Here is a 23,155-nt window from a genome sequence, read left to right as displayed (position 1 = left end):
GATACACGTATGGCTAACAACACAATGGCTGACCAGTTCCGCGGACTGCCCATGGGCGATCTCATCGGTGCGCCGCTGACGGCCGCTTGCGATGCCCAGGTACGCCTCGCCAACGCCACCGCCGACTTCATCAAGGTCATCGGCTTCTTGCCGCCGACGGCTGAGGGTAAAGAGGTCGGAGACGTGCGCAAGGTGAGTTTCAAATTCGACCGGCCTTCGCAAAGCGTCGAAGGCAAGGACGGCGTCAATGCGATGGAAACCGTGGAACTGGAAGTGCCGCTGCTGGCGGTGGTGAAGGTGCCCAATCTGTCGATCAACAAAGTCGACATCAGCTTCGACATGGAGGTGAAAAATTCGGAGCGCTCCAGCGAGACCGAAGACAAGTCCGCCAAACTCTCGGCAGAAGCGAAGGTGGGTTGGGGGCCATTCAGCGCCAAGGTCAACATCTCCGGCTCGGTGGCTTCGCATAAGGAAAACACCCGATCCAGCGACCAGTCGGCCAAGTACCACGTCGAAGTGCACGCCGTTGATGACGGCATGCCTGAGGGCTTGTCGCGGGTGCTGGACATGATTGCCCAGTCGGTCGCGCCGAAGGCGATTACTCAGCAGGCGGCCATTGCTGGCGGCGGCGCGGGTGGCAGCAGCACCGGCGGTAGCGGTAGCGGTAGCGGTAGCGGTGGCGCAGCGGGCAGTGGTGGCAACGGTTAATCGTCAGTAATCCGGCTTTTCCGGGAAGGAGTCCCATGATGTTCGATTTAACCAACGTAGGCCACGTTAAGCGCATCGTGGTGGGCAGTACCGACCCGGAAAAACCGATTTCCGACGAGGTCGTCGAGATGCAGGCGGCTCTGCTCAACCGGTGCCTCAACGACACCCCGCGCGGACGCATTGTCGGCATCGAGAAAAGCTTCACGTTGCTCAACATCGGTGAGCACCAGGTGGTACTGCAGGCGTTGATCTATCACGTCGGTTTTGCTCGTAAACCTTACTGGCTGAGCGATGACGGGGAGAAGTCGTGATGTCCCGTCTTGAGGAATTCGTCGAGTCATTGAGGCACGAGATGGGGCAGGCGCAGGCGGCTAACAGCCAAGCGTGGCCTGGGACGATTGTTGCCGGCATGGCGTTGGTACTGGCGGCGCGTGTGGAACGTGTCGATGCCTCGGGGACCCTCGGGCTGCGCATCGGAGGGGCGTCGCGCAAGCACGATGTCGTGCATGAATTGCGCATCGACATCCCGGGTGACGGTGCCGAAGCAATCACGGTTCATTTGGATGGCCGGTTACTCGGCCACTACGGGAATTCTCAGTCATGGCGAAGCGCGCAGAACACTCGATGCTGCTGATCCTTTCTCCGCAGGAGAACACGATCGTGCGAGACATCATCAAGGAACGAATCCGGCAGGCGCCACGCCTGTCGATGCAAAAGCGGTTGCTGTGCGCAGTGGGGGCGAGCCTGTTGGTCGCGCTCCTGGTTCTAGGTGTGGTCAAGCCGGAACTGGCCATTGCGATTGCCGAATGGGTGGGCGTGTTGCTCGCGTTTTAAATCTGGATTTGCAATCAAACAAGGAGCGTCATCATGAAAAAAATCATCTCCACACTGGCCGGTGTTGTGCTGTTGTCGAGCCTGCAGACGGCACTCGCTGATGAGAGTTACCGAGGCACATTCAAAGATAAGGCTTCGTCCACTCCCGTTCCGGTGACCGTGAACCTGAGCGCTGCCAACTCGCCGCTTCTCGCCGGCAGTATTCGCTTCGATGGCAAATGGGCATGCGGTTTTGACCTGGAGTTCATCGAGGCTCAAGAGCTGCGCAAGTTCTACGCGCTCAGAAGGGCAGGCGCAGGACGCTGCGAGGTGCTGACGCAGGGCTCATTGGTGAGCCGGATCGAGGGCGACAACCTTCAGGTCGAGCTGCTCAACCACAAAGATGAGTCGCTCTACACCGTCGGGCTTGTTCGCCAAGGCAAATAAAGCCCCTCATCCCCCCCAACATTTCAGTCAAGGCAAGGCGCGCTTTCCGCTGCCATACGGGAGAGGTGCGTCCGCATCAAGGAGAACGACATGTGCATCATCAAGACAGTCGGCATCGGCGGCAGCAACACCGTCGCCGATGTTCGCAGCATTCAATTACTGCTCAATATGAACAGCGGCCAGCGCGAACTCAACAGCCCACTGGTCACCGATGGCCTGTGGGGCGCCGCATCGCGAATAGCGCTGGAGAAATTTCGCCAGGGCGCGGGGATTGCAGCGGACAAACCGGTTGCACCGGGTGACGCAACGATCAAAGCCCTGCGCGCGGGTCTGCCCAATGACTGGGTCGCGCAGAAGCTCTGGCTCATCATGATCGACGCCGGCAGTGAAAAAATCGGCAGATTTCACCAGCCGATCATCGATGCGCTGGCTCACTACAAGATCAACACGCCGCTGCGCATTGCCCATTTCCTGGCGCAGATCGCTCACGAAAGCGGCTGTCTGCGATACACCGAAGAGCTGGCGTCGGGTAAGGCCTATGACGGGCGCGCGGACCTTGGCAACGATAAGCCCAACGACGGTCCTCTGTTCAAGGGGCGAGGGCTGATCCAACTGACCGGGCGCAGCAATTACCGCCAATACGGGCGCGCCTGCGGCCATGACTTCGAAAACAAGGACGATCCGCGTTTGGTCGGCAGCGATCCGGGGCTGGCCGTCGATGTTGCCGGATGGTTCTGGTCCGGTCGCGGGCTCAACGCCTTGGCCGATCTCGATCAGCTGGACGCGATCACGAGAAAGATCAATGGCGGCACCAACGGGCTCAATGACCGTGCGGCATTCCTGGCCCGGGCCAAGTGGTTGTTGATCAATTAATCCCTTTCGACAAGTTTCCTTCGGCATGTCGCCGAGGAAAAAAAGGCTGGCCCGAGCATCGAGCAAGCCTTGATTTCAGCTACATCACTTAAGGAGCAATACCATGAGTACAACTCTTCTCTGCTGGTGCCGCAATGACAGTGAAGTGACGCAAGCCGCCAGGCAATTTCCCTATGATCAGCGCTACACCGGTTGCCGTCGTGCAGCGTTGCCACAGGTTTTCGGCTCATTGAAAACCGGCGACACTCTGGTCATCACTGCACACGGCGCGCCGAAAATCTTTGGTGAGAAAGATGAAAGTTTCATCGACTTGACGGCTGATGAGTTCGCCAAGCTGTTTGTGCAACTCGCCCCTGAAAACTGGAGTGGCAGCGTGTATTTCGATATCTGCGAAGGTCTGGCCTTCGCCGGGAATGTGCGCCGCTTGCTCAAGACCATCCTGCCGAACGTGCGGTGGTTCGGCTGCGAGGGCAGCACCGATATGGAAGTTTCACTCGATAAACATCAGGAAGCCGTGGCGTAAGCAAGCGGTTATTGCCCGCCATTGACCTTGCCGTGTTACTGCAGGAACACCGCAAGGTTCTGCGCCGCACAGCGTCCGGCGTTTTTTGAGCTAACCTCACGAGTCAGCTTCGCACTGTCAGTCCGCAATGCTATTGCGGTCATCCGTGAGGATTCGTACATGGCCAAAGACAAGAAAAAAGCTGCCAAGGCAGCTGAAACGCCCAAGTTGAAGAACAAGGATTATCTTGATCAGTTGCGCAAGTTGCACGTCGAACTGGTCAAGTTGCAGGAGTGGGTGATCGCCAAAGGCGTCAAGGTCTGCATCGTTTTCGAGGGCCGTGATGGCGCCGGCAAGGGCGGCACCATCAAGGCGCTGACCGAACGTGTCAGTCCACGGGTTTTCCGTGTGGTCGCGCTGCCGGCACCGACGAACCGCGAAAAGACCCAGATGCATGTGCAGCGTTACTTGCCTTATCTACCGGCGGGCGGCGAAGTGGTGATCTTCGACCGCAGTTGGTACAACCGCGCCGGCGTCGAGCGGGTGATGGGCTTTTGCACCGACGAGCAGGCTGACAAGTTCCTCAAATCCATTCCGTGGGTCGAGCATGCCATCGTGCAGTCCGGGGTGATCCTGCTCAAGTATTGGCTGGAGGTCAGCCCCGAAGAGCAGACCCGCCGACTGGAGGCGCGGATCAACGACGGGCGCAAGACCTGGAAACTGACGCCAATGGACCTCAAGTCCTATAGCCGCTGGTACGACTATTCGCGAGCGCGCGACGAAATGTTCAAGCACAGCGACACCGAGCATGCGCCATGGCTGGTCGCCGATTCCAACGACAAGCGCCGGGCGCGGCTGAACATCATCAGCGATGTGCTCAGCCGTATTCCGTATGAGGATGTGAAACGCGAGAAGGTGGAACTGCCCAAGCGGCAAAAACCGGGCAAGTACAAAGAGCCGAACTATCCATACCGGCGCGTGGCAGAGACGTTCTGACAGGGGGCATTGTGGGAGCGAGCTTGCTCGCAAAGGCGGTGGGTCAGCCAACCTCTTCGGCACAGACACACCGCCATCGCCAGCAGGGCTGGCTCCCACAGGGTTATGGGTTGTTCACAACATTCGAGCACAGCGCAGATCCCTGTGGGAGCTTGCCTGCAAGCGATGGCGTCGGTTCAGCCAACCCCTCCGGCACAGGTTGTCCGCTTTCTCGAACGCACTACCCGGAACCTGTTGAGTCCTCCGACAGCGCACTGAACCACTCGGCATAGGGCGAATTAGCGACCCGAAACCTGTTGAAGTCCGCGCTGCCATCCTCCCACCAGACAGGACCGCGTTCACCGAGCGCTACTTTGGCGCGGTCTACATCCTCCCGAGCCTGCTTCATCTGCGCCGCATTGCCCGACGCCTTGGCCTTTTTGACCTCACGCCGAGCGGCCATGAGCGCATCGACCAGACGCTGACGCACATCCTCTTCAAGCGCAGGATTTGAACAGCGCCACAGTTGCCCTTTGACTACAAAATAGCGACCGTCCGGTGTCACTGGATGCATGCCTCACCTCGGATCATCAATCCTGCTCTTCACCCATCGCGCTGTAGTGCTTGCGCAGTTTTCGAAGATCTTTCGAGCCCATTTTATCCAGGCCCAACATGGCGTTCTGTGCGTCCTGAGTGGCGCGAATCAGTTCATCGATCTTGAGGTGCAGAATGTCGTTGTCGCGGTTCTGCGTGTTCTGAATCAGGAACACCATCAGGAAGGTAATGATGGTTGTCGAGGTGTTGATGATCAGTTGCCAAGTGTCGTTGTAGTGGAAGTAAGGCCCCGACAGCCCCCACACCCCGATCAAAGCGATGGCCAACAGAAAGGTTTTCGAGCTACCGGCCCAGTTGGACAGCGCTTGGCAGAAACGTGCAAATTTCATCAGTGCAAACTCTCGTTGTAGGTCTGGACTAGACAACCGGTGTGCCTGAAATACTTTATTACATTCTGACCTTTCGTCGGTCGTCCCAGATGGCTGAATCAATTCCGCGCCCCCTAAGTCCATGCAGCCCGCATGGCGCATTCCCACGCTGATCATCCTCTTTGAACTCTGGCTGAAGCTGCCCCGTCCTCTGCTATGAGGGGCTCAGGGCAATTCTGCTGTGCAGTCCCAACAGACGTTTTCTTTCAGAAAGCGAGGGGCCACATGAATACTTCAGACAGCAGGGCGGGATCGCCAACCGGCGATTCTGCAGACGTTAAGCCAGGGCAAGACTTTGAGCATTTGAAGGAGGACGTCACCGAAGCCCTCGGTGGTGCGAGGCAGCAGGCCGATGCGCAGTTCGGCCAATACCGCGACATCGCCGCCGATCAAATCGAGGCGTTGGCCCACGGCGCAAAAAGCTTTGTCTCCGAACTGGAGGACAAGGACACACTGGGCATGTCCGACTATCTCACCGATATGGCCGAGTCGATGACTGGCCTTGCCGGGAATCTGCGCGGCAAGAGTGCCGAACAACTCCTGCATGATGCCGCCGATCTGGCCCGCAACAACCCCGCGCTGTTTATCGCCGGCAGCGTGGCCATCGGCTTCGGTTTGTCGCGGTTCTTGAAGGCCGGCACCTCGGCGGCGGCCACCGTCAGTGCGGATCACCACGATCCAGCCGCAGGCAGCTCGACGCCGCCCTCGGCAGGTTATGGCGTGCATCGGCCCTATGAAACGTCCACCGACCCGAACCCGGGACTCGCGACCGGCATCACTCCTGCGTCGCCCAATGAACACGACCATCCGACCGACTTTGCCGGTGCATCAGCGGCGGTTTCACCCAGCACCAAAGGAGCATTGTGATGAACAGAGACGATCCTGATCTCCCGGGAACCAGACCCTTGGCGCCCACGGACGATGCTTCCGTGGTGGGCCTGTTGCGGCAGTTATCCCGCGAAGTGCCCGCGTTATTTACCAAGGAATTGGCGCTGGCCAAAGTCGAACTGCAGACCAGTCTCAGCACACTCAAGGCCGGCATCGCGGCGGTGGCAGGCGGTGCGATTGTGTTCCTGGCGGGCTTCATCATTCTGCTGATGGCGGCGGTTTACGGCTTGAGCCTGTTCATGGCGCCGTGGCTGGCAGCGCTGATCGTCGGCGTGGTGGTGATGATCATCGGCTTCGCCATGCTGCAGTCGGGCAAAAAACAGTTTGAGCCATCCCACTTCAAACCTGACCGGACACTCGATGCCTTGAACAAGGATCAGGAAGCGCTGCGGAGGAAAGTCTCATGAACACTGAACTGGATATCGAGTCGCAAAAGAGCCCTGAACAGATCGAGCGGGAAATCGATGCGCAACGCGCCAGTATCGGCAACATCGTCGACAAACTGGAAAGCAAATTCACCCCCGGCCAGATGTTCGATCAAGCGTGGGGCATGATGCAGAACAACGGCTCAACGTTCATCAGCAATCTCGGCACTAGCGTGCGCAACAACCCGGTGCCCGCCGTGCTGACCTCGGTCGGATTGCTCTGGTTGATGATGAGCCAGAACCGGCCACCGGTGCCGCAACCAACCTATCGCTCCGGGCCTGATCAGGACAAGGCCGGCGAGTGGGCCGATGGTCTGGCTGAGGGCTTGGGGAGTGCCCGCGAGCACATGCACCAGACCGCCGATTCGATCAAAGGGGGCTACCAGTCGCTCAAGGGCAAGGCCGCCCACTTGGGCGAAAACGTCGGTGCGGCGGGGGAAAATCTCAGCCACGCCATGCACGACGCCGGTGATCGGCTGACGCGCAACTCCCAGGTGTTGGGGCAGCAGTTCAACCAGTTGCTCAGGGAACAACCGTTGGTGGTGGCCGCTGCCGGCATCGCGCTCGGAGCTTTGCTGGGCGCAGCACTGCCCACGACCCAAACGGAACAACGCTACATGGGGCGCACCAGTGCGGGGCTGGTCGACAAAGTTAAAAAACAGGCACAAGAGGGTTACGAAGCGGTGCGCGATACCGTGACGAAAACCACTGAGCAGACAGGGTCTGATGCTTCACCCGCCACAACGTCGGCGAGCGCAGATCTTTCCCGAGGCTTGGGCACCGCCTGACACTGCGACAACGGGAGGCGCGCAACAGGCCTCCCGTCTTTCAGGTCATCCGTTTTTTCGTCAGACATTTTGAACCTAACTCAACCTCGGTTGCTCAACCGGGAAATGTTCGGGGGGGAGCGAAATGAACGCTTTCAAAAACCAACTGACACTCGCACAAGAAAACAAATTACTCGCCCTCGCGGCGTGGCAGCGTGCGCTGGAAAACCTTGAACTGCGCAGGGATTGCCCGGACGCTTATCACGACGAACTGCTGCGCCAATCGGACGAGATGGATCGCTTGGGCATTCTCAGCTGGGACGAGTGGCGCGACCTGCGCAGAGAGGCGGATGGGGCGTACTTGCGTGCCGTCGCCGGGGCCGATTACCACTGAACAGCGCCCGTTGGTCGAACGTGCAAAAGTATTTGAAATTAACTTCGACGCGTTCGCTTCAGATGATTGTGGGTTGGCATTCGGTCTCTTACCGGGTGAACCGCAGCCCTGATTCGCCTGAGGAGAAAGTCATGTTCCTACATAACAAACGACTCCAATACACCGTGCGCGTAGCCCAGCCCAACCCAGGGTTGGCCAATCTTTTACTGGAACAATTCGGCGGGGCTCAAGGGGAACTCGCAGCGGCCTCACGCTACTTCACCCAGGCCTTGGCAGAGGATGATCCGGGCAGGAAAGACCTGCTGATGGACATCGCCACCGAAGAGCTGAGTCACCTTGAAATCGTCGGCTCGATCATCGTGATGTTGAACAAGGGCGCCAAGGGACAAATGGCCGAAGGTGTCGAGGAAGAGGGCGAGTTGTACCGCGCCATCAACGGCGCCGGCAACGACTCGCACATCACCAGTCTGTTGTACGGCGCCGGTGCGCCGTTGACCAACTCGGCGGGCGTTCCGTGGTCGGCGGCTTACGTCGACACCATCGGCGAACCCACCGCAGACATGCGCTCCAATATTGCCGCTGAGGCGAGAGCGAAAATCGTCTACGAGCGTCTGATGAATGTCACCGATGACCCGGGTGTGAAGGAAGCCCTCGGGTTTTTGATGACGCGGGAAATCGCTCACCAGTTGTCGTTCGAAAAAGCCCTGCATGCAATACAGCCGAACTTCCCCCAAGGCAAATTGCCGGGCATGCCGGAGTTCACCAACGTCTACTTCAACATGTCGCAAGGCGAGGGCAGCACGCGCGGCCCGTGGAACGAAGGCGACGATTGGGATTTCGTCGAGGATCCGCAACCCGCCGTGGACGGTGGCGATGGCACTGCGTCGGTGCAATTGAGCGCCGAGGATGAAGCGCTGCTGATGGATATGAAAGTCAGGACGACGTCCGACCCGGACAGCAACCCGATCACCGGCGCGGACTTGGGAGCGGGGGTGCAAGGCGAAACCCAACCTTGACGACGTCACCGCACGCCACCCGGCGTGCGGTTATTCAGCTGATCCAGAGTGGATGCTTACTATCATGAGCAAGAAATCAAACCAGCGTGATCCGAGCTTTACCCCAATGTTTTTAGCCTCCAGCGTCGCGTTTGAACGTGACGCGCAGCATGTGTCCCGACGGTTCTTGCGAGCGCTTGCCGAACCCACGGAAAAACCCAGTGCAGGAAAATAGGAGATCGCCATGCCCGAACCTTTGACCTCATCCGGAGGATCGTTTCGCTATTGGATCGCCCGATTCTCAGGCTCCGGATGGGGCGGGCGGGCCTTCTGGTCAGTTCTGATTGGCGTGACTGTTTTCTTGCTGATCAGCGGGTATGGCGCCTTCGTCGGTGCCAACAAAGACAATCTGCACTTTGCCTTTCTCGGCGGCTTGTCCGGCTTCGCGGCGACGGCCATCGGCGCGGTGCTAGCGATTGCGTTGCGCGATATCGCCGCGCGCACCCAAGACATCATGCTCGGTTTCGCCGCCGGGATGATGCTGGCGGCCAGTTCGTTTTCGCTGATTCTGCCCGGTATCGAAGCGGCTCAAGCGCTCTGCGGTAATCAATTGCTCGCCGCTTGTGTCGTCGTTGCAGGGTTGGGCTTGGGCGTCGCGTTGATGGTGGGTCTGGATCGCTTCGTGCCTCACGAACATGAGAAAAGCGGACGCCGTGGCCCTGACGCGCAGCGCATCAATCGGGTCTGGCTGTTCGTCCTCGCGATTACCCTGCACAACCTGCCGGAAGGCATGGCCATTGGCGTCAGCTTCGCCAACGGCGACATGAAGGTGGGCCTGCCGCTGACCACGGCGATCGCCATTCAGGACATTCCCGAAGGTCTGGCGGTCGCCCTGGCGTTACGCGTGACCGGCATCTCTGCACTGCGCGCTGCGTTGATTGCGGTGGGCTCCGGTTTGATGGAACCGATTGGTGCCATCGTCGGTTTGGGCATTTCCAGCAGCTTTGCCTTGGGCTATCCCATCGCGCTCGGTCTGGCGGCGGGCGCGATGATTTTCGTGGTGTCCCATGAGGTCATTCCCGAGACTCACCGCAACGGTCATGAAACCCCCGCGACCTTGGGGCTGATGCTCGGCTTCGGGGTGATGATGTTTCTGGATACGGCGTTGGGTTAGCGCGTGGCGTTTCTGAAGGAATGAAGCCGTGAGCACAATCATCAGCGCACAGGACTTACACATCGACCTTGAAGGCGCGAACGAAGCCGGGCTTTTCAAATGGCTGCTCGCCAGTTTCCTGATGGGCAAACGAATACAGGGTGCAATTGCCGCCAAGGCGTATCAGGTGATCGTCGAACAACACCAGTGCGATACGCCACAGAAAATCGCCCACCGCACTCACCGTCAGTTGGTGGTGATGCTGGGGCAGGCGCATTACGTGCGTTACGACGAGACCACGGCCTCGCGGTTATTGGCGTTGGCCAAGAAGCTGAATGGGGATTACGGCGGCAAGGTCAGCAACATCGTCGCGGCGAGCGCTGATCGCCAGGCGTTGGAAAAGCGTCTGACTGAGTTTGAAGGGGTGGGGCCGAAGACGGTCGAGATTTTCATGCGGGAAGCCGCCGTTGTGTTGTACCGGCCGTCGACAGGTGCCTCAAAAAACTGAACGTCGGTTCTTGTCCGCCAGACCCATACCGCCGGATAACGGACTCGCCACGTCGAGCATGAATCAACCTCCATCCGTCGACTGCGCTGAACCACCGCGAGGCTGATTGTTTCTACCGTGGGAGTCTTTAAGGAGTGCTCCCCTATGTTCGATCAGCAAAAAAAAGCAAAACTGGCGGCATGGCGCAAACTGGCGACGCAATCGCAGATGCGTCTGGACCCGGAGGAGCAATACGACGAGCTGCTCAAAGCCGCCGATGAAATGGAAGAGCAGGGGCTGATCACCAGCGCCGAGTGGCGGCAGCTGGTGCGCGATGCGGGGAGTGTGTTTACCGGCGATGCCGGTCGATCAAGCTAGGGCACTCAGGTCACACGACCTTTCTTATGCGTCGACTGCGCGCTTCTGGAGTTCTGCAATAACTGCGCGAACGCCATTTTGTCGATCGGTCGACTCATGAAATAGCCCTGCACCTCGTTGCATTGATCCTTGCCGAGAATCTCCAGTTGCTCTTCGGTCTCCACGCCCTCGGCGGTGACGGTAAGGCCCATGGCTTTGCCCAGTCCGATGATGGCTTGCACCACCGCGCGGTCGTTGCTGCCGCTGCTGATCGAAGCGATGAAGCGTTTGTCGATCTTGATGCCGTCGAACGGATAGGCGCGCAGGTAGCCGAGGGAGGAATAGCCGGTGCCGAAGTCGTCCATGTTCAGACGCACGCCGAGTTCCTTGAGGGCGTTCATGGTGGTCAGGGCGCCGTCGGTGTCATTGAGCATGACGTTTTCGGTGATCTCGAGTTCCAGACGGCTGGCCGGGAAACGGGTTTGCACCAGCACTTCGCGCACATCCTCGACCACGTCGCTGACGGCAAATTGCGCGGGCGACAGGTTCACCGAGAGCAGAATGTCCGACGGCCATGTCAACGCGGTTTCGCACGCCTCGCGCAGCACCCAACGGCCCAGCGGCACGATCAGATCCGTCTGCTCGGCCAGTGGAATGAACACGTCCGGGCCGAGCAAGCCTTGGGTCGGATGCTGCCAGCGCACCAGCGCTTCAACGGACACGATGTGCTGGCCATCGACCTTGTAGCGCGGCTGGTAGTGCAGGATGAGTTCATTGTGTTTGAGCGCATGGCGCAAATCATCTTCCAGTTGTCGGCGGGTCTGGATCTGATCGCTCATGTGCGCTTCAAAGTAGCACCAAGTGTTCTTGCCTTCGGACTTGGCCTTGTACAGCGCGATGTCGGCGTAGCGGATCAAATCGCTGGCGGCATAACCGTGGCGGCGACTGAGGGCGATGCCGATGCTGGCGCCGATGTGCAGCGGATGCTGCTCGAACAGCACCGGTTGATGCAGGCTGCCGATCAGCCGCGTGCAGAACTTGTCGATTTCGTTGGGGCTGTCCATGCCGTTGAGCACCACCACGAACTCGTCGCCACCGAGCCGGGCGACGATGTCGTGTTCGCGGGTGCATTCACGCAAGCGTGCGGCGACTTCCTGAAGCACTGCGTCGCCAGCGGGATGGCCGAGGGAGTCATTGATCGGCTTGAAGTTGTCGAGGTCGATCATCAGCAGCGACAGCGCCGGCGCGTGTTCCTTGAGCAGCAGCGCATCGTCCAGATAGCGCGCCAGTTTGTTGCGGTTGGGCAGGCCGGTCAGGGCGTCGTGCATCGACAGGTGCTGGATCTGCGCGTGGGCGGCGACTTCATCGGTGATATCGCTGGCGGTGCCGCGATAGCCGATGACCGTGTGCTGGTCATGGATCGGCCGCGCCGACAGGCGACAGTGGCGCGGCTGGCCGGCATGGTCGCGGTAGGTGCAGCGCAAGTCGCTGGCGTTGGCATCCTCGGTCAGTTTGCGCAGCCACAGTTCCAGTGGCGTCGTGTCGCAACACAGTAACTCGCCAATGTCTTGGCCCAGCCACAGAGTGTTCGGGTACCCGGTCACCTCGCTGAACCGCGCCGACAAATAGGTCAGCGACAAATCGCGGTCAACTTCCCAGATCCAGTCCGACGCCGCTTCAGCCACGGCGCGGAAACGCTCTTCGCTGGCTTCCAGGCCTCGATTGACCGACTCCAGCGCTTGGTTGGAGGCCTGCATCACGGCGAAGCTTTTGTCGACGTATTGCGAAGAGCGCAGGGCATGCCGAAAGAAGTAGGCGGTCAGCAGCATCAGCACCAGCATCGTCGCGCCGAGGGTCGGCAGCAATGACCACAACAGTTGCTGGCCGGGGCGTTCCTGGTCGGCGATCAGGCTGAAACCGGTGCCGTCCAGCGCCACGCGCGGGCGATCCGGGTCGATGCTGTCATTGGGTGCGAGGGTCAGGTTGCGCAGGCCATAGCCGCTGCCGATCGCGCGCAGTTTGGTCGGGGTGAGCTTGTCGACGAACACCAGCACCGAGGCTTTCTGCGGATCGCCCAACGGACGCTCATCGTTGGGCATGATCGCCGCCGCCGAGACCAGCGCCGGCCAGCCTTCGAACAGCGAGTAAACGCTGACGGGCTTGCTCAGATCGGGCTGCCCTTGAACCTGTTCCACCAGCGAAATCGCGGGCAGTTGCAGGAACGCGGCGATGTCGGAATCGAGCAATTGGCCGCGCACCACGGCGTAGCGGGTGCGTTCGCGATCAAGGACGAACACGCCGTCATAGCCGTCGGTGGTGAACAGGGTTTTGCCGATGTTCTGCTCGGTGTACGCCCAATCGATGTCGACCGGATCGCCCAGATGCTCATAGGCCGTGGTCCAGTAGGCGTAGCTGCTGATGTAGTTTTTCGAGGCGGTGATGCGGTTTTCCAGGGCGCGGGCCGAGTAGAACCCGGTTTCCTCGACTTCCTCTCGGTCGAGGCGGTTGGCAATCCCCAGCAGGGCGACGCTGGCCGCGATCACGCCGCTGACGAACAGCGCGCCGACGGCCAGCGCCAATCGCCGGGTGACGGCACCTTGCCGGGGTGGAAGGGGCGCCGCATAGCTGGATATGTCCATGTGTTCGTCCTTGATCCGCTGTCTGTGAATCTAGAACCACGGCGCGGGCGCAATGTTCCGATTCTTCTACGCGACTGCATTCCAAGCGTAGTGAAACCCGCGCAAATTGCGCTGTCCGGGCGGCATCAGGCGACCACTGGCCATCATTGGCCACTGTGCCCGGACGCACGCACGAAAAGATTTCTGGTAGGCTGCCGCCAGCTCAGCTTCGCTCCACAGGAGCCCTTCATGACCGGCCTGAACCTCGCCTCTCCAGCTGCCAACGCGCCGGATACCGACCTCTGTGACATTGACCTGCTGCACCGCATCAGCATCGCGCTGATCGGCGAGCAGGATCGCGAAGCGCTCTACGCCAAAATCGTCGACGCGGCCGTGACCATCACCGGCTCGCAGTTCGGCACCATGCAACGGCTGTGCACCGAGGGCCACAGTCATGGCCACGAGGGTGAGCTGCAACTGTTGTACTCCCACGGTTTGCCGGACGAAGCCGTCGGGTTTTGGCAGTGGGTCAACCCCAACGCTTACAGCAGTTGCACGATGGCGCTGAAGATGGGCGAGCGCGCGATCATTCCCGACTTCGAACAGTGGACCGACATCGCCGGTACGCAGGACTTGCTCGCGTTCCGCCGCGCCGGCATTCGCTCGGCGCAGACCACGCCGCTGCTGTCGCGCCATGGCGATTTGCTGGGCATGATTTCAACCCACTGGGACCATCCTCATCAGCCCTCCGAGCGGGATCTGCGTTTGCTGGACATTCTCGCCCGACAAGCCGCTGACCTGCTGGAACGGACCATGGCCGAAGAGGCTTTGCGCGAAGTCGAAGAGCAGCAACGCCAGACCGCCGCGCGGTTACGCGAACTCAACGAGACTCTGGAACAGCGGGTCAGCGAGCGCACCGCCGAGTTGATGCAGGCGCAAGAAACCCTTCGTCAGTCGCAGAAAATGGAAGCGGTCGGCCAATTGACCGGTGGCCTGGCCCACGATTTCAATAACCTGCTCACCAGTATTTCCGGCGCGCTGGAGTTGATGGGCCGGCGCATCGCCCAAGGGCGCTTGAGCGAAGTCGACCGCTACATGACCGCCGCACAAGGCGCAGCGAAACGCGCGGCAGCATTGACCCATCGGTTGCTGGCGTTTTCGCGCCGCCAGACCCTCGAGCCTCGCGCCACCCAGGTCAACACGCTGATGTACGGCATGGCTGAGCTGATCCAGCGCACGGCGGGCCCGGGCATTCTCCTCGAAACCGTCGGCTCGACCGATCTGTGGCCGGCCTTCGTCGACAAGAGCCAGTTGGAAAACGCGCTGCTCAACCTCTGCATCAATGCCCGTGACGCCATGCCCGATGGCGGGCGCATTACCCTCGAAACCTCGAACCTCTGGTTGAACCAACAAGCGGCACGGGCGTATGACCTGCCGGAAGGCGAGTTCCTCTGCCTGAGTGTCAGCGACACCGGCAGCGGCATGTCGCCGGAAGTGCTGGCGCATGTCTTCGAGCCGTTCTTTACCACCAAGCCGATCGGCCAGGGCACCGGGCTGGGCCTCTCGATGATTTACGGCTTTGCCCAGCAATCCGGCGGGCAGGTGCATATCGAGTCACGCGTGGGCGAGGGCACGCGGGTGTGTATCTTTTTGCCCCGGCATCACGGCGAAGCGCTGCATGACGAACACAGCCTTGGCGAATCGGCGCGGGCGGCCGCGTCTCAGGGTGAGACGGTATTACTGGTGGACGACGAACCGACCGTGCGCATGTTGCTGGCCGATGTGCTCGGCGAACTCGGTTACACGGTGATCGAGGCGGCCGACAGCATCGCCGGCCTGAAACTGCTGCGCTCCGATGTGCACATTGATTTGCTGGTGACCGATGTCGGGCTGCCCGGCGGCATGAATGGCCGGCAACTGGCGGATGCCGGGGTACAGGTGCGTCCCGGTTTGAAGACTTTGTTCATCACCGGTTACGCGGAAAATGCGGTGTTCGACAACGGTCAGGTGCACGAGGGCATGCAGGTGCTGACGAAGCCGTTCGCGGTGGACTCCCTCGGCGGGCGAGTGCGCGAACTGCTGGCCAGATAACCCGGCAAAGCAGCGCCGCTGGCGGGGCGCCGGCCAGCGGTCGAGCCCGAAAGCACGAGACTTCCCGCTGAAAAACCGGATAATGGCGGCCATTCGTTTAGCCGTATTCTGGTAATCCCGCATGGAAATCAAGGTCAACTTTCTCGACAACCTTCGACTTGAAGCCAAGTTCGACGACTTCACGGTGATCGCCGATCAGCCCATCCGCTACAAGGGCGATGGCTCGGCACCGGGGCCGTTCGACTACTTCCTGGCGTCGTCGGCCTTGTGCGCGGCTTACTTCGTGAAGCTGTACTGCGACACCCGCAACATCCCGACAGAGAACATTCGCCTGTCGCAGAACAACATCGTCGACCCGGAAAACCGCTACAACCAGATCTTCAAGATTCAGGTCGAGTTGCCCGCAGACATCTCCGACAAGGATCGCCAAGGCATTCTGCGTTCGATCGACCGCTGCACGGTGAAGAAGGTCGTGCAGACCGGCCCCGAGTTCATCATCGAAGAAGTCGATAACCTCGACGCCGATGCGCAGGCCTTGTTGATGCCGGCCTCCGGTTCCGAGGCGGGCACTTACATTGCCGGCAAGGATCTGCCGCTGGAGCAGACCATCGCCAACATGTCGGGGATTCTGGCCGATCTGGGCATGAAGATTGAAATCGCCTCGTGGCGCAACATCGTGCCCAACGTCTGGTCGCTGCACATCCGCGATGCGCATTCGCCCATGTGCTTCACCAACGGCAAAGGCGCGACCAAAGAGGGCGCACTGGCCTCGGCGCTGGGCGAGTTCATCGAGCGCCTGAACTGCAACTTCTTCTACAACGATCAGTTCTGGGGCGAAGAGATCGCCAATGCCGAATTCGTTCACTATCCGGACGAAAAGTGGTTCAAACCTGGTGCCAAAGACGAGTTGCCGAGCGAGATCCTCGACGACTACACCCTGAAGATCTACAACCGTGACGGCGAATTGCGCGGTTCGAACCTGTTCGACACCAACTCCGGCAACACTCAGCGCGGCATCTGCTCGCTGCCATTTGTGCGCCAGTCGGACAATGAAGTGGTGTACTTCCCGTCCAACCTGATCGAAAACCTCTACCTCAGTAACGGCATGAGCGCCGGCAACACCTTGGCCGAAGCGCAGGTGCAGTGCCTGTCGGAAATCTTCGAACGCGCGGTGAAACGCGAAATCCTCGAAGGCGAAATGGCCCTGCCGGACGTGCCGCAGGAAGTGCTGGAGAAATATCCGAGCATCCTCGCTGGCATCAAAGGCCTGGAAGAGCAGGGCTTCCCGGTGCTGGTCAAGGATGCGTCGCTGGGCGGTGAATTCCCGGTGATGTGCGTGACGCTGATGAACCCGCGCACCGGCGGCGTATTCGCCTCGTTCGGCGCGCACCCGAGCCTGGAAGTGGCGCTGGAGCGCAGCCTTACCGAGTTGTTGCAGGGCCGCAGCTTCGAAGGTTTGAACGACCTGCCGCAGCCGACGTTCTCTGGCCAAGCCGTGACCGAGCCGAACAACTTCGTCGAGCACTTCATCGATTCCAGCGGTGTGGTCTCGTGGCGATTCTTCAGCGCCAAGCCTGACTTCGAATTCGTCGAGTGGGACTTCTCCGGCCAAGGCGAAAATTCCAATGCCGAGGAAGCCGCGACGCTGTTCGGCATCCTCGAAGACATGGGCAAGGAAGTCTACATGGCGGTCTACGAGCACATCGGTGCCAAGGCTTGCCGCATCCTGGTGCCGGGCTACTCGGAGATCTACCCGGTCGAAGACCTGATCTGGGACAACACCAACAAAGCCCTGCAATTCCGCGCCGACATCCTCAACTTGCATAACCTGAGCAAGGTCGGCCTGCGCAACCTCGCCCAAGGTCTGGAAAACAGCGAACTGGACGATTACACCGAGATCACCACGCTGATCGGCATTGAGTTCGACGACAACACGCCGTGGGGCAAACTGACGATCCTGGAACTGCGCCTGCTGATCTACCTCGCCCTGCAGAAGTACGAGCAAGCCAAGGATCTGGTCGAAGCCTTCCTGCAATACAACGACAACACCGTCGAACGCGGCTTGTTCTATCAAGCCGTCAACGTGGTGCTGGAGATGGAACTGGACGAAGACCTGGAGCTGGGAGATTACGAAACCAACTTCCGCCGCATGTTCGGCAACGAGCGCATGGACGCCGCGATCGGCTCGGTCAACGGCAGCGTGCGCTTCTACGGCTTGACGCCGACGAGCATGAAACTGGAAGGGCTGGATCGGCATTTGCGTTTGATTGAGAGCTATAAAAAGCTGCACACGGCGCGGGCGAACGTATCAAGCTGAATGGCCCTGCCTGTATAAAAAAAGCACCTTCGGGTGCTTTTTTTTGCGGGCAATTTTCGCCCTCGCCCCTCAAGCCTGAATCCGCCAACGGTCCCTGTAGGCGCTAGCCCTGCTAGCGATAAAAGTCACCTCGGTGCATCAGTCGAACCCACAATCCGGCAGCACCAAACCAACCTTTGTTTCGTTCAATTGGCGGCCAAGTGCTAGCATCTGCGCCCAGCGCCTAAGGTCATGGGCAATGATTCAATTCAAGGAGCAATGCAGATGTCGGAAAAGATCGTGAAATCCAAACTGGTCAACTTTCTGGTGGCTGATGTTGAAGTGAATTACGACGAGATCGGCGAGTTTTACGATGACGTTGGCGCGGGCAATGTCGGCGTACTGGCGGATGTGATGGACGCTTTCCAGCACGCTTATGGAGGTTTGTGGGTTGGCGGGAAGATGGTCCTGACTCGGACGGCCATTCACCTCAACGCCAATGCCATGAACCGGCTGGTCCAGGACGGCACGCTGGATATCGAGATTCCGATCGGCATGATCCGCAAGGTCAGCAATGAAGGCGGCTTCTTCACCAAGATCATCCGTTTGGACACCGATGCCGGCAGCGTCAAGTTTCGCTGCTATGGCGCCAAGGAGGTGGTCGAGCTGATCGAAAAGATGATCGTGCCGCGGGTGTCGACTGCGGTGCTCAAGCGGGCCTTATAACCAGGCCGCCACCCACACTTAGCGACCGTGCGCGGCATCGGCCAGTTGCGCGGTGTCGACCCGCACAAACACCGAATCGCCCACCGCCGTCAGCACATCACCGGCAAACACCTCGCAAATCACCCGGGTCTTGCGCCCGACGTCGCCTTCAACCCTGGCCTTCAACGTCAGCGGCACACCCATCGGCGTCGGCTTGATGAATTTGATGCCCAGATTGCCCGTGACGCAATCGATACGCGGCAGGCTGCCCGGCTCGCGCTGTTCGGCGCGGTAGTGGTAGGCCATGGCGGTCCAGTTGGAATGGCAATCGACCAGCATGGCGAGCAGGCCGCCGTAGACCAGATCTGGCCAGCCGCAGTATTTGGCGTCTGGCAGGTGTTCGGCGATCACGTGCACGCCGTCTTCATCCCAGCGACTTTTGACGTGCAAACCGTGGGGGTTGCGCCCGCCGCAGCCGTAGCAAACGCCTTCGGGGGCGGCGAGGTCTTGCAGAGAGGTAACGGGACGGGACATGGTTTTTATTATCCTGGAGTGGTGAGCCCGGTCAGGCGCAAACGGTTACGGCCACCGCGCTTCGATTCGTAGAGCGCGGCGTCGCCTTGCTCGATCAGCGCGGTGAGGCTGGCGGGCGGTTGCTCGAACAGGCTGGCACCGATGCTCAGCGTCACGGCGGCGGGGGTGGGGAAGGTCTGCGAAGCGCTGGTCAGGAACTGCTCGCGCAAGGTGTTGCCCAGTTCGACGACGCCTTCGCTGGAAGCGTTGTTCAGCAGAATGACGAATTCGTCGCCGCCCAGTCGGGCGGTGAGCGCATTGCGCGGCAGCAGTGAGCGGATCATTTCGCTCAAGGCAATCAGCAACCGGTCGCCGGCGCTGTGGCCATATTGGTCGTTGACCAGTTTGAAGTTGTCGATGTCGATCAGCAGCAGGGCGCCGGGGCGTTCTGCTGAGACATCTGCCAACAGGCGCGGCGCGCGTTTTTCGAGGGCGCGGCGGTTGTAGAGGGCGGTCAGCGGATCGCGCTCGGCGAGGCGGGCGATCTGTTTTTCCCGGCGGTAGCGCTCGGTGCCGGTCATCGACAGCGCGATCAACATGATCGCCATGGCGCCTTCGACCAGGGAAATTTGAATGATTTCGCCCCGAAAGGCCGCCAGATCGATGAGCGTGCCGGGGATCACCACGGTCAGCGCCTTGGCCACGTAGAAAATCCCGTGCCCCAAGAGGACGTAGCGCAGTTGCACCGCGCCGACTCTCAGTGACTTGCCGTGCGGGCGCAACAGCGAACTGGCCTTGAGCGTCGCCAGCGCCACCAGCAAAGAGTTGGCCGCCAGCATGACCTTCGACCACAGCGGCCCGTCCGGCAACAGCAGCATGACCAGCCAGATCACGAAGATCAGGTACCACGCTACGGACAAACGGATCTGGGTGAAGCGCACCACGCCCAGCAAAAACAGGAAATGCGCGGTGACCAGCAAGCCGTTGGCGAACCAGATGCCGATCAGCAGAAAGCCGCTGCTGCGCAACAGTGCAAGGGTGGAGCCCACGGTGATCGTGGCGAAACCCGCGCTCCAGAACAGCAGCGAAGGCTCGCGGATGCTGCGCCATTCAATCGCCAGATACAGCGCTGCGGCGGCTGCGAGTGCGATCGAGAGGGTGAGCATCGTAGGAGGGTCGAGCGGCATTTCCGGGCGGGCCTGTCTGATTGGCGGTAAGACCGGCGATTGTAAGCGTTCGGACGGGTTTTTCGCAGTGGGCGCGTTGCCGCGCAGACCATCGGCGCGGGGCAGGGCGCGTCTGCATTTTGCGGCTGCGCCTATCGGTCACTGCGACGGCGTCAGCCAAGTGTCGACGACTCGACGATCAAGCTCTTCCCAGTAAGCCATGCCGAGCACGCGGGTGGTGTTCAAACCACGCAAATAGCCGCGCAATTGATTGGCGGTGTCCTGGATGAGCTGCGGGTCGGCGGGGTTCTTGTCGAGCAGCACGCTTTCGTACTGGACCAGGTATTCGGCCACACGCTCACGAAAGTCGGGCAAAACCGCGTCGCGGATCAGGTCAAATGTTCTCAAGGAAGCTTCCTCGCTGCTGTTTTTCTATTTGTAGTGAGTGTGTATCAGTCTGCACGTCGCGCAACTATTGCTAGAAGTAATAGTGACCATCACTAAACGCAAGTTCTGCTTTGTTGGCGATCGGCGGAAAATTGCCTCCATCGAACACGCCGCTCAAGGAATATGCGCGATGAAGACTCTGACCCGACTGGCTTTGGCCGCCTTGCTGACAGGTGCAGCACTTGCCACTGCACCGGCCTTCGCTGGCGACGCCGGGTCTTGTCATCTTCCCGCCATCGCCGCGAGCAGCACCGTGTTGCAACATTCGCAGACGGTTGGCGTGTTGCTCAGCGAAAACACCCTGGACAACCTGCAATACCTTGAGCGCTACCACGACATGGCGGCCAACGGTGCGCAAGACGCGCTGGATTCGCGGATTCGCCAAGCCTTCGTTGGCAGCTCCGATCCGGAACTGGCCATCGACTGGTTGGTGAGTTCGCTGCAGCAGCAGTTCCTGTCGGTGACGGTCTACGACAACCTCGATGCGCTGGTTCAGGCGCACCCGGACGTGGTGGTCAAGCTGGACACTTTCAACCGCTTGCTGACCCAGCGCAACAGTCTGGTGGAAGCGCGTTTTACCGCGCGGTTCTACGACGCCGACCTGCAATACATCGGTAAAGCCGAAGGCGCGGTGGAAAAACAGTTGCCGTCGGTGTGGGTGCACAACCAGTCGGCGCCGGCGATTGCCGCGCAAATCGACAAGCAGCGCGACCTGCAACTCAACGCGCTGAAGCAATTCGATGTGTCGCTGAAGGCGCTGGTAGCGTCGAGCTGACTCTAAAACATAAATGGTAACGGCGGCTCCGTGAGGCTGAACCGTTGCCGGTTGAACCGAACCTTTATTTTCAGGATTACCCCTATGCGTCTTTTCTTCGTGCCTGCCATGGCCGCCGCTGCTTTGTTGCTAACCGGTTGCGCCTCTGCGCCGAACAACCCGACCCTGACCTTGCAGACCAGCAAGACGCCCGCGCAATACGCTGATTGCGTGGTGCCGAAGTTGCAGGGCAGCGCGATGACCCCGACGGTTTCGCAGACTCAGCGCAGTTATCGGATTGTGGTGCCGAGCAAGATTTCGGCGGACAACATTCTGGAGGCTTACAAGGCGGGCACGGGTGGCAAGGTGTTCCTGTATGAGCGTCATTTGCTGGCAACTAACTATTTGCCTTCGAGTTTTGAGCGGGCGGCTCAGGATTGCATCTGATCTGGCCCTCTACGCGTATTTGAAAGAGCTCCTTTGGTTGGCCGCAACCAACCAATTTTTTGCCCGCGCCGTCATTCGGTCGCGGGTTTTTTTTGCCTGGGGATTCACACCCACTTGAACTGCGCCGGGAACCGCGCGACAAAGCAGGTTCCCGATTCAGCGGTTGAGGTGACGCTCAACGTGCCGCTGTGTGCCGCCGCAATCTGCGCAGCGATATAAAGCCCCAGTCCCAATCCCTCGTTACGCTGCCCGGCTTCGGACCGGGAAAACGGTTCGAACAGCAGCGGCATCAATTGCGCCGAAATCGGCGTGCCCTGGTTGGTCAGCGAAATCACGATTTCATCGTTCTCAGCGTAAGCGTTGAGGATGATCGGCGCACTGATCGAGCCATGAGTGGCCGCGTTGCCCAGCAGATTGGACAGCAACTGGCTGATGCGCAGCGCATCGCAATAGACCCCGCTCGGCACGTTCAGCGTGTGCGTGAACGTCGCTCGCGGGTGCGAAGCCTGCACCTCTTCAAGGGTTTGCTGCAGCGTCTGTTGCAGGTCATCCACCAGTTTGCGCTGGACCGGAATCCCGTCGCCCAGGCGTCCACGGGCAAAGTCGAGGATGTTTTCGATCAATACGCCCATGCGCACCGAGCTTTTGCGGATCGCCGAAAGCAAATTGAGCGAGCGTTTCTCTTCGGTCCTGGTTTCCAGCAGGTCGGCGCTCATGCGAATGGCGCTCAACGGTGTGCGCAGATCATGCCCGAGTACCGCGATGAACTGTTCGCGCAGCCGGCCCAATTCATTGGCGCTGTTCAGTTCGGTCTTGGCCGCTTCGAGACGGCTTTGCGTGTCGAGGCTCATCGCAATCAGTTGGGCGAACAGCGTCAGCGTTTTCGCGATGGCCGGCTCGTCGAGCTTCGCCGGGACTGAGTCGATGGCGCACAGCGTGCCGAAAAAGTCGCCATTGGCTTTGACGATGGGAATGGAGATGTAGCTTTCCAGGCCATAGGTTTTTGGCGTGTGGTGCAGGGAAAAAATCGGGTGGGCGCTGGCATGGCCGAAAATGACCGGCTGCTGGTGTTGGCGGATTTCATGGCAGATAGTCGATTCGAGTACCAGTTCGCCACCGGGCATGAGCCCGAAATCGATCGAGTCGTCGACCGCGCACGCCACCCAGTTCTTGTCGGTGACTCGCGCCACCGCCGCAAAGCGCATGCCGGTGAGGTGCTTGACCATGCTCAGGATGACCGGCACGGCGTCAATGCTGCGGATGGCTTCAATGTCGGAGGAGAACACGGGATTGGTCATGGCTGGCGCTTCGAGTGGGTATCGAAGCAGAGACTATCCCTTATTGCCAGCCA

28 protein-coding genes are annotated in these 23,155 nt (G+C 60.0%); 21 read left to right on the top strand and 7 right to left on the bottom strand.

All coding sequences use genetic code 11. From position 1 onward, the window contains the following. Positions 1–9 precede the first annotated feature (9 nt). The 8 genes from ACQ4OE_RS04950 (at position 10) to ppk2 (ending at position 4,339) form a co-directional block, all read left to right on the top strand. Positions 10–708 (top strand): DUF2589 domain-containing protein, encoded by a 699-nt coding sequence (locus ACQ4OE_RS04950; protein WP_430945926.1) that lies wholly within the window; start codon positions 10–12, stop codon positions 706–708. A gap of 38 nt (positions 709–746) precedes the next feature. Then, a complete protein-coding gene (locus ACQ4OE_RS04945; RefSeq protein WP_430945925.1) occupies positions 747–1,019 on the top strand; it encodes a hypothetical protein in 273 nt (90 codons plus the stop codon). Beyond that, positions 1,019–1,342, top strand: coding sequence for a hypothetical protein (locus ACQ4OE_RS04940; protein ID WP_430945924.1), 324 nt, complete (start codon positions 1,019–1,021; stop codon positions 1,340–1,342). The genes ACQ4OE_RS04945 and ACQ4OE_RS04940 overlap by 1 nt, the downstream gene beginning before the upstream one ends. Next, a complete protein-coding gene (locus ACQ4OE_RS04935) occupies positions 1,333–1,542 on the top strand; it encodes a hypothetical protein (RefSeq protein WP_430945923.1) in 210 nt (69 codons plus the stop codon). Before ACQ4OE_RS04940 ends, ACQ4OE_RS04935 begins: the two co-directional genes overlap by 10 nt. 33 nt (positions 1,543–1,575) lie before the next feature. Beyond that, on the top strand, positions 1,576–1,968 hold the full coding sequence (locus tag ACQ4OE_RS04930; RefSeq protein WP_430945922.1) for a hypothetical protein: 393 nt from the start codon (positions 1,576–1,578) through the stop codon (positions 1,966–1,968). 90 nt (positions 1,969–2,058) lie between these two features. After that, positions 2,059–2,841 (top strand): glycoside hydrolase family 19 protein, encoded by a 783-nt coding sequence (locus tag ACQ4OE_RS04925; protein WP_430945921.1) that lies wholly within the window; start codon positions 2,059–2,061, stop codon positions 2,839–2,841. A gap of 103 nt (positions 2,842–2,944) precedes the next feature. Next, entirely contained in the window at positions 2,945–3,364 is a 420-nt protein-coding gene (locus tag ACQ4OE_RS04920; protein WP_430945920.1) for a hypothetical protein, read from the top strand. 159 nt (positions 3,365–3,523) lie between these two features. Further along, a complete protein-coding gene (gene ppk2 / locus ACQ4OE_RS04915; protein WP_430945919.1) occupies positions 3,524–4,339 on the top strand; it encodes a polyphosphate kinase 2 in 816 nt (271 codons plus the stop codon). Positions 4,340–4,559: 220 nt separating this feature from the next. On the opposite strand, the gene ACQ4OE_RS04910 is transcribed toward ppk2, so the two are convergent. Further along, positions 4,560–4,892 (bottom strand): hypothetical protein, encoded by a 333-nt coding sequence (locus tag ACQ4OE_RS04910; protein WP_430945918.1) that lies wholly within the window; start codon positions 4,890–4,892, stop codon positions 4,560–4,562. A gap of 16 nt (positions 4,893–4,908) precedes the next feature. Next, positions 4,909–5,262, bottom strand: coding sequence for a low affinity iron permease family protein (locus ACQ4OE_RS04905; protein WP_122595645.1), 354 nt, complete (start codon positions 5,260–5,262; stop codon positions 4,909–4,911). Positions 5,263–5,526: 264 nt separating this feature from the next. Between ACQ4OE_RS04905 and ACQ4OE_RS04900 the strand changes: the two genes are divergently transcribed. The 8 genes from ACQ4OE_RS04900 to ACQ4OE_RS04865 all read left to right on the top strand — a co-directional run bounded on the left by ACQ4OE_RS04900 (position 5,527) and on the right by ACQ4OE_RS04865 (position 10,788). Beyond that, a complete protein-coding gene (locus ACQ4OE_RS04900; protein WP_430945917.1) occupies positions 5,527–6,168 on the top strand; it encodes a hypothetical protein in 642 nt (213 codons plus the stop codon). Continuing rightward, positions 6,168–6,596 carry a phage holin family protein gene (locus ACQ4OE_RS04895; protein ID WP_430945916.1) on the top strand — a complete coding sequence of 143 codons (429 nt, stop codon included), beginning with the start codon at positions 6,168–6,170 and terminating at the stop codon, positions 6,594–6,596. The genes ACQ4OE_RS04900 and ACQ4OE_RS04895 overlap by 1 nt, the downstream gene beginning before the upstream one ends. Further along, positions 6,593–7,402 (top strand): DUF3618 domain-containing protein, encoded by an 810-nt coding sequence (locus ACQ4OE_RS04890; protein ID WP_122595647.1) that lies wholly within the window; start codon positions 6,593–6,595, stop codon positions 7,400–7,402. Before ACQ4OE_RS04895 ends, ACQ4OE_RS04890 begins: the two co-directional genes overlap by 4 nt. A 124-nt stretch (positions 7,403–7,526) precedes the next feature. Further along, positions 7,527–7,775 (top strand): hypothetical protein, encoded by a 249-nt coding sequence (locus ACQ4OE_RS04885; protein WP_430945915.1) that lies wholly within the window; start codon positions 7,527–7,529, stop codon positions 7,773–7,775. Positions 7,776–7,906: 131 nt separating this feature from the next. Continuing rightward, on the top strand, positions 7,907–8,791 hold the full coding sequence (locus tag ACQ4OE_RS04880; RefSeq protein WP_430945914.1) for a manganese catalase family protein: 885 nt from the start codon (positions 7,907–7,909) through the stop codon (positions 8,789–8,791). A 223-nt stretch (positions 8,792–9,014) separates the two neighbouring features. After that, the gene (locus ACQ4OE_RS04875) at positions 9,015–9,944 is read left to right on the top strand and encodes a ZIP family metal transporter (protein WP_430945913.1); all 930 of its coding nucleotides are present in this window, start codon (positions 9,015–9,017) and stop codon (positions 9,942–9,944) included. 28 nt (positions 9,945–9,972) lie between these two features. After that, positions 9,973–10,431 carry a DNA methylase gene (locus ACQ4OE_RS04870; RefSeq protein ID WP_430945912.1) on the top strand — a complete coding sequence of 153 codons (459 nt, stop codon included), beginning with the start codon at positions 9,973–9,975 and terminating at the stop codon, positions 10,429–10,431. Between the two features lie 144 nt (positions 10,432–10,575). Continuing rightward, entirely contained in the window at positions 10,576–10,788 is a 213-nt protein-coding gene (locus ACQ4OE_RS04865; protein ID WP_430945911.1) for a hypothetical protein, read from the top strand. A gap of 5 nt (positions 10,789–10,793) precedes the next feature. On the opposite strand, the gene ACQ4OE_RS04860 is transcribed toward ACQ4OE_RS04865, so the two are convergent. Further along, a complete protein-coding gene (locus tag ACQ4OE_RS04860) occupies positions 10,794–13,406 on the bottom strand; it encodes a bifunctional diguanylate cyclase/phosphodiesterase (protein ID WP_430945910.1) in 2,613 nt (870 codons plus the stop codon). Positions 13,407–13,634: 228 nt separating this feature from the next. Between ACQ4OE_RS04860 and ACQ4OE_RS04855 the strand changes: the two genes are divergently transcribed. The 3 genes from ACQ4OE_RS04855 to ACQ4OE_RS04845 all read left to right on the top strand — a co-directional run bounded on the left by ACQ4OE_RS04855 (position 13,635) and on the right by ACQ4OE_RS04845 (position 18,498). Next, the gene (locus ACQ4OE_RS04855) at positions 13,635–15,476 is read left to right on the top strand and encodes an ATP-binding protein (RefSeq protein WP_430945909.1); all 1,842 of its coding nucleotides are present in this window, start codon (positions 13,635–13,637) and stop codon (positions 15,474–15,476) included. A 121-nt stretch (positions 15,477–15,597) separates the two neighbouring features. Beyond that, positions 15,598–17,793 carry an OsmC domain/YcaO domain-containing protein gene (locus ACQ4OE_RS04850; protein ID WP_430945908.1) on the top strand — a complete coding sequence of 732 codons (2,196 nt, stop codon included), beginning with the start codon at positions 15,598–15,600 and terminating at the stop codon, positions 17,791–17,793. A 264-nt stretch (positions 17,794–18,057) separates the two neighbouring features. Then, positions 18,058–18,498 (top strand): hypothetical protein, encoded by a 441-nt coding sequence (locus tag ACQ4OE_RS04845; protein WP_122595658.1) that lies wholly within the window; start codon positions 18,058–18,060, stop codon positions 18,496–18,498. A gap of 18 nt (positions 18,499–18,516) precedes the next feature. Here ACQ4OE_RS04845 and ACQ4OE_RS04840 read toward each other — a convergent pair whose 3' ends face one another. From ACQ4OE_RS04840 to ACQ4OE_RS04830, 3 genes are all read right to left on the bottom strand, one after another. Beyond that, complete coding sequence (locus ACQ4OE_RS04840; RefSeq protein ID WP_430945907.1) at positions 18,517–19,011, bottom strand: PaaI family thioesterase; 495 nt, start codon at positions 19,009–19,011, stop codon at positions 18,517–18,519. An 8-nt stretch (positions 19,012–19,019) separates the two neighbouring features. Then, the gene (locus tag ACQ4OE_RS04835; RefSeq protein ID WP_430945906.1) at positions 19,020–20,177 is read right to left on the bottom strand and encodes a GGDEF domain-containing protein; all 1,158 of its coding nucleotides are present in this window, start codon (positions 20,175–20,177) and stop codon (positions 19,020–19,022) included. Positions 20,178–20,315: 138 nt separating this feature from the next. Then, positions 20,316–20,564: a hypothetical protein gene (locus ACQ4OE_RS04830; protein ID WP_122595661.1), complete on the bottom strand. Its 249-nt coding sequence runs from the start codon at positions 20,562–20,564 to the stop codon at positions 20,316–20,318. Positions 20,565–20,733: 169 nt separating this feature from the next. Between ACQ4OE_RS04830 and ACQ4OE_RS04825 the strand changes: the two genes are divergently transcribed. Together ACQ4OE_RS04825 and ACQ4OE_RS04820 are read left to right on the top strand one after the other, a co-directional pair. Beyond that, on the top strand, positions 20,734–21,378 hold the full coding sequence (locus tag ACQ4OE_RS04825) for an ATPase (RefSeq protein ID WP_430945905.1): 645 nt from the start codon (positions 20,734–20,736) through the stop codon (positions 21,376–21,378). Positions 21,379–21,462: 84 nt separating this feature from the next. After that, a complete protein-coding gene (locus tag ACQ4OE_RS04820; protein ID WP_430945904.1) occupies positions 21,463–21,804 on the top strand; it encodes a hypothetical protein in 342 nt (113 codons plus the stop codon). 104 nt (positions 21,805–21,908) lie between these two features. Here ACQ4OE_RS04820 and ACQ4OE_RS04815 read toward each other — a convergent pair whose 3' ends face one another. Then, positions 21,909–23,102: a sensor histidine kinase gene (locus tag ACQ4OE_RS04815; RefSeq protein ID WP_122595664.1), complete on the bottom strand. Its 1,194-nt coding sequence runs from the start codon at positions 23,100–23,102 to the stop codon at positions 21,909–21,911. Positions 23,103–23,155 lie beyond the last annotated feature (53 nt).

The organism is Pseudomonas sp. WC2 (assembly GCF_050586545.1).
Lineage (GTDB): Bacteria > Pseudomonadota > Gammaproteobacteria > Pseudomonadales > Pseudomonadaceae > Aquipseudomonas.
The sequence above is the reverse complement of the archived record's forward strand: the minus strand, read 5'-3'. Positions and strand labels throughout refer to the sequence as shown.

Excerpts from the sequence above, each read along its gene's own strand:
- ACQ4OE_RS04950 (WP_430945926.1), top strand. The coding sequence starts at position 10 with ATGGCTAACAACACAATGGCTGACCAGTTCCGCGGACTGCCCATGGGC.
- ACQ4OE_RS04945 (WP_430945925.1), top strand. The coding sequence starts at position 747 with ATGTTCGATTTAACCAACGTAGGCCACGTTAAGCGCATCGTGGTGGGC.
- ACQ4OE_RS04940 (WP_430945924.1), top strand. The coding sequence starts at position 1,019 with ATGTCCCGTCTTGAGGAATTCGTCGAGTCATTGAGGCACGAGATGGGG.
- ACQ4OE_RS04935 (WP_430945923.1), top strand. The coding sequence starts at position 1,333 with ATGCTGCTGATCCTTTCTCCGCAGGAGAACACGATCGTGCGAGACATC.
- ACQ4OE_RS04930 (WP_430945922.1), top strand. The coding sequence starts at position 1,576 with ATGAAAAAAATCATCTCCACACTGGCCGGTGTTGTGCTGTTGTCGAGC.
- ACQ4OE_RS04925 (WP_430945921.1), top strand. The coding sequence starts at position 2,059 with ATGTGCATCATCAAGACAGTCGGCATCGGCGGCAGCAACACCGTCGCC.
- ACQ4OE_RS04920 (WP_430945920.1), top strand. The coding sequence starts at position 2,945 with ATGAGTACAACTCTTCTCTGCTGGTGCCGCAATGACAGTGAAGTGACG.
- ppk2 (WP_430945919.1), top strand. The coding sequence starts at position 3,524 with ATGGCCAAAGACAAGAAAAAAGCTGCCAAGGCAGCTGAAACGCCCAAG.
- ACQ4OE_RS04910 (WP_430945918.1), bottom strand. The coding sequence starts at position 4,892 with ATGCATCCAGTGACACCGGACGGTCGCTATTTTGTAGTCAAAGGGCAA.
- ACQ4OE_RS04905 (WP_122595645.1), bottom strand. The coding sequence starts at position 5,262 with ATGAAATTTGCACGTTTCTGCCAAGCGCTGTCCAACTGGGCCGGTAGC.
- ACQ4OE_RS04900 (WP_430945917.1), top strand. The coding sequence starts at position 5,527 with ATGAATACTTCAGACAGCAGGGCGGGATCGCCAACCGGCGATTCTGCA.
- ACQ4OE_RS04895 (WP_430945916.1), top strand. The coding sequence starts at position 6,168 with ATGAACAGAGACGATCCTGATCTCCCGGGAACCAGACCCTTGGCGCCC.
- ACQ4OE_RS04890 (WP_122595647.1), top strand. The coding sequence starts at position 6,593 with ATGAACACTGAACTGGATATCGAGTCGCAAAAGAGCCCTGAACAGATC.
- ACQ4OE_RS04885 (WP_430945915.1), top strand. The coding sequence starts at position 7,527 with ATGAACGCTTTCAAAAACCAACTGACACTCGCACAAGAAAACAAATTA.
- ACQ4OE_RS04880 (WP_430945914.1), top strand. The coding sequence starts at position 7,907 with ATGTTCCTACATAACAAACGACTCCAATACACCGTGCGCGTAGCCCAG.
- ACQ4OE_RS04875 (WP_430945913.1), top strand. The coding sequence starts at position 9,015 with ATGCCCGAACCTTTGACCTCATCCGGAGGATCGTTTCGCTATTGGATC.
- ACQ4OE_RS04865 (WP_430945911.1), top strand. The coding sequence starts at position 10,576 with ATGTTCGATCAGCAAAAAAAAGCAAAACTGGCGGCATGGCGCAAACTG.
- ACQ4OE_RS04860 (WP_430945910.1), bottom strand. The coding sequence starts at position 13,406 with ATGGACATATCCAGCTATGCGGCGCCCCTTCCACCCCGGCAAGGTGCC.
- ACQ4OE_RS04855 (WP_430945909.1), top strand. The coding sequence starts at position 13,635 with ATGACCGGCCTGAACCTCGCCTCTCCAGCTGCCAACGCGCCGGATACC.
- ACQ4OE_RS04850 (WP_430945908.1), top strand. The coding sequence starts at position 15,598 with ATGGAAATCAAGGTCAACTTTCTCGACAACCTTCGACTTGAAGCCAAG.
- ACQ4OE_RS04845 (WP_122595658.1), top strand. The coding sequence starts at position 18,058 with ATGTCGGAAAAGATCGTGAAATCCAAACTGGTCAACTTTCTGGTGGCT.
- ACQ4OE_RS04840 (WP_430945907.1), bottom strand. The coding sequence starts at position 19,011 with ATGTCCCGTCCCGTTACCTCTCTGCAAGACCTCGCCGCCCCCGAAGGC.
- ACQ4OE_RS04835 (WP_430945906.1), bottom strand. The coding sequence starts at position 20,177 with ATGCCGCTCGACCCTCCTACGATGCTCACCCTCTCGATCGCACTCGCA.
- ACQ4OE_RS04825 (WP_430945905.1), top strand. The coding sequence starts at position 20,734 with ATGAAGACTCTGACCCGACTGGCTTTGGCCGCCTTGCTGACAGGTGCA.
- ACQ4OE_RS04820 (WP_430945904.1), top strand. The coding sequence starts at position 21,463 with ATGCGTCTTTTCTTCGTGCCTGCCATGGCCGCCGCTGCTTTGTTGCTA.
- ACQ4OE_RS04815 (WP_122595664.1), bottom strand. The coding sequence starts at position 23,102 with ATGACCAATCCCGTGTTCTCCTCCGACATTGAAGCCATCCGCAGCATT.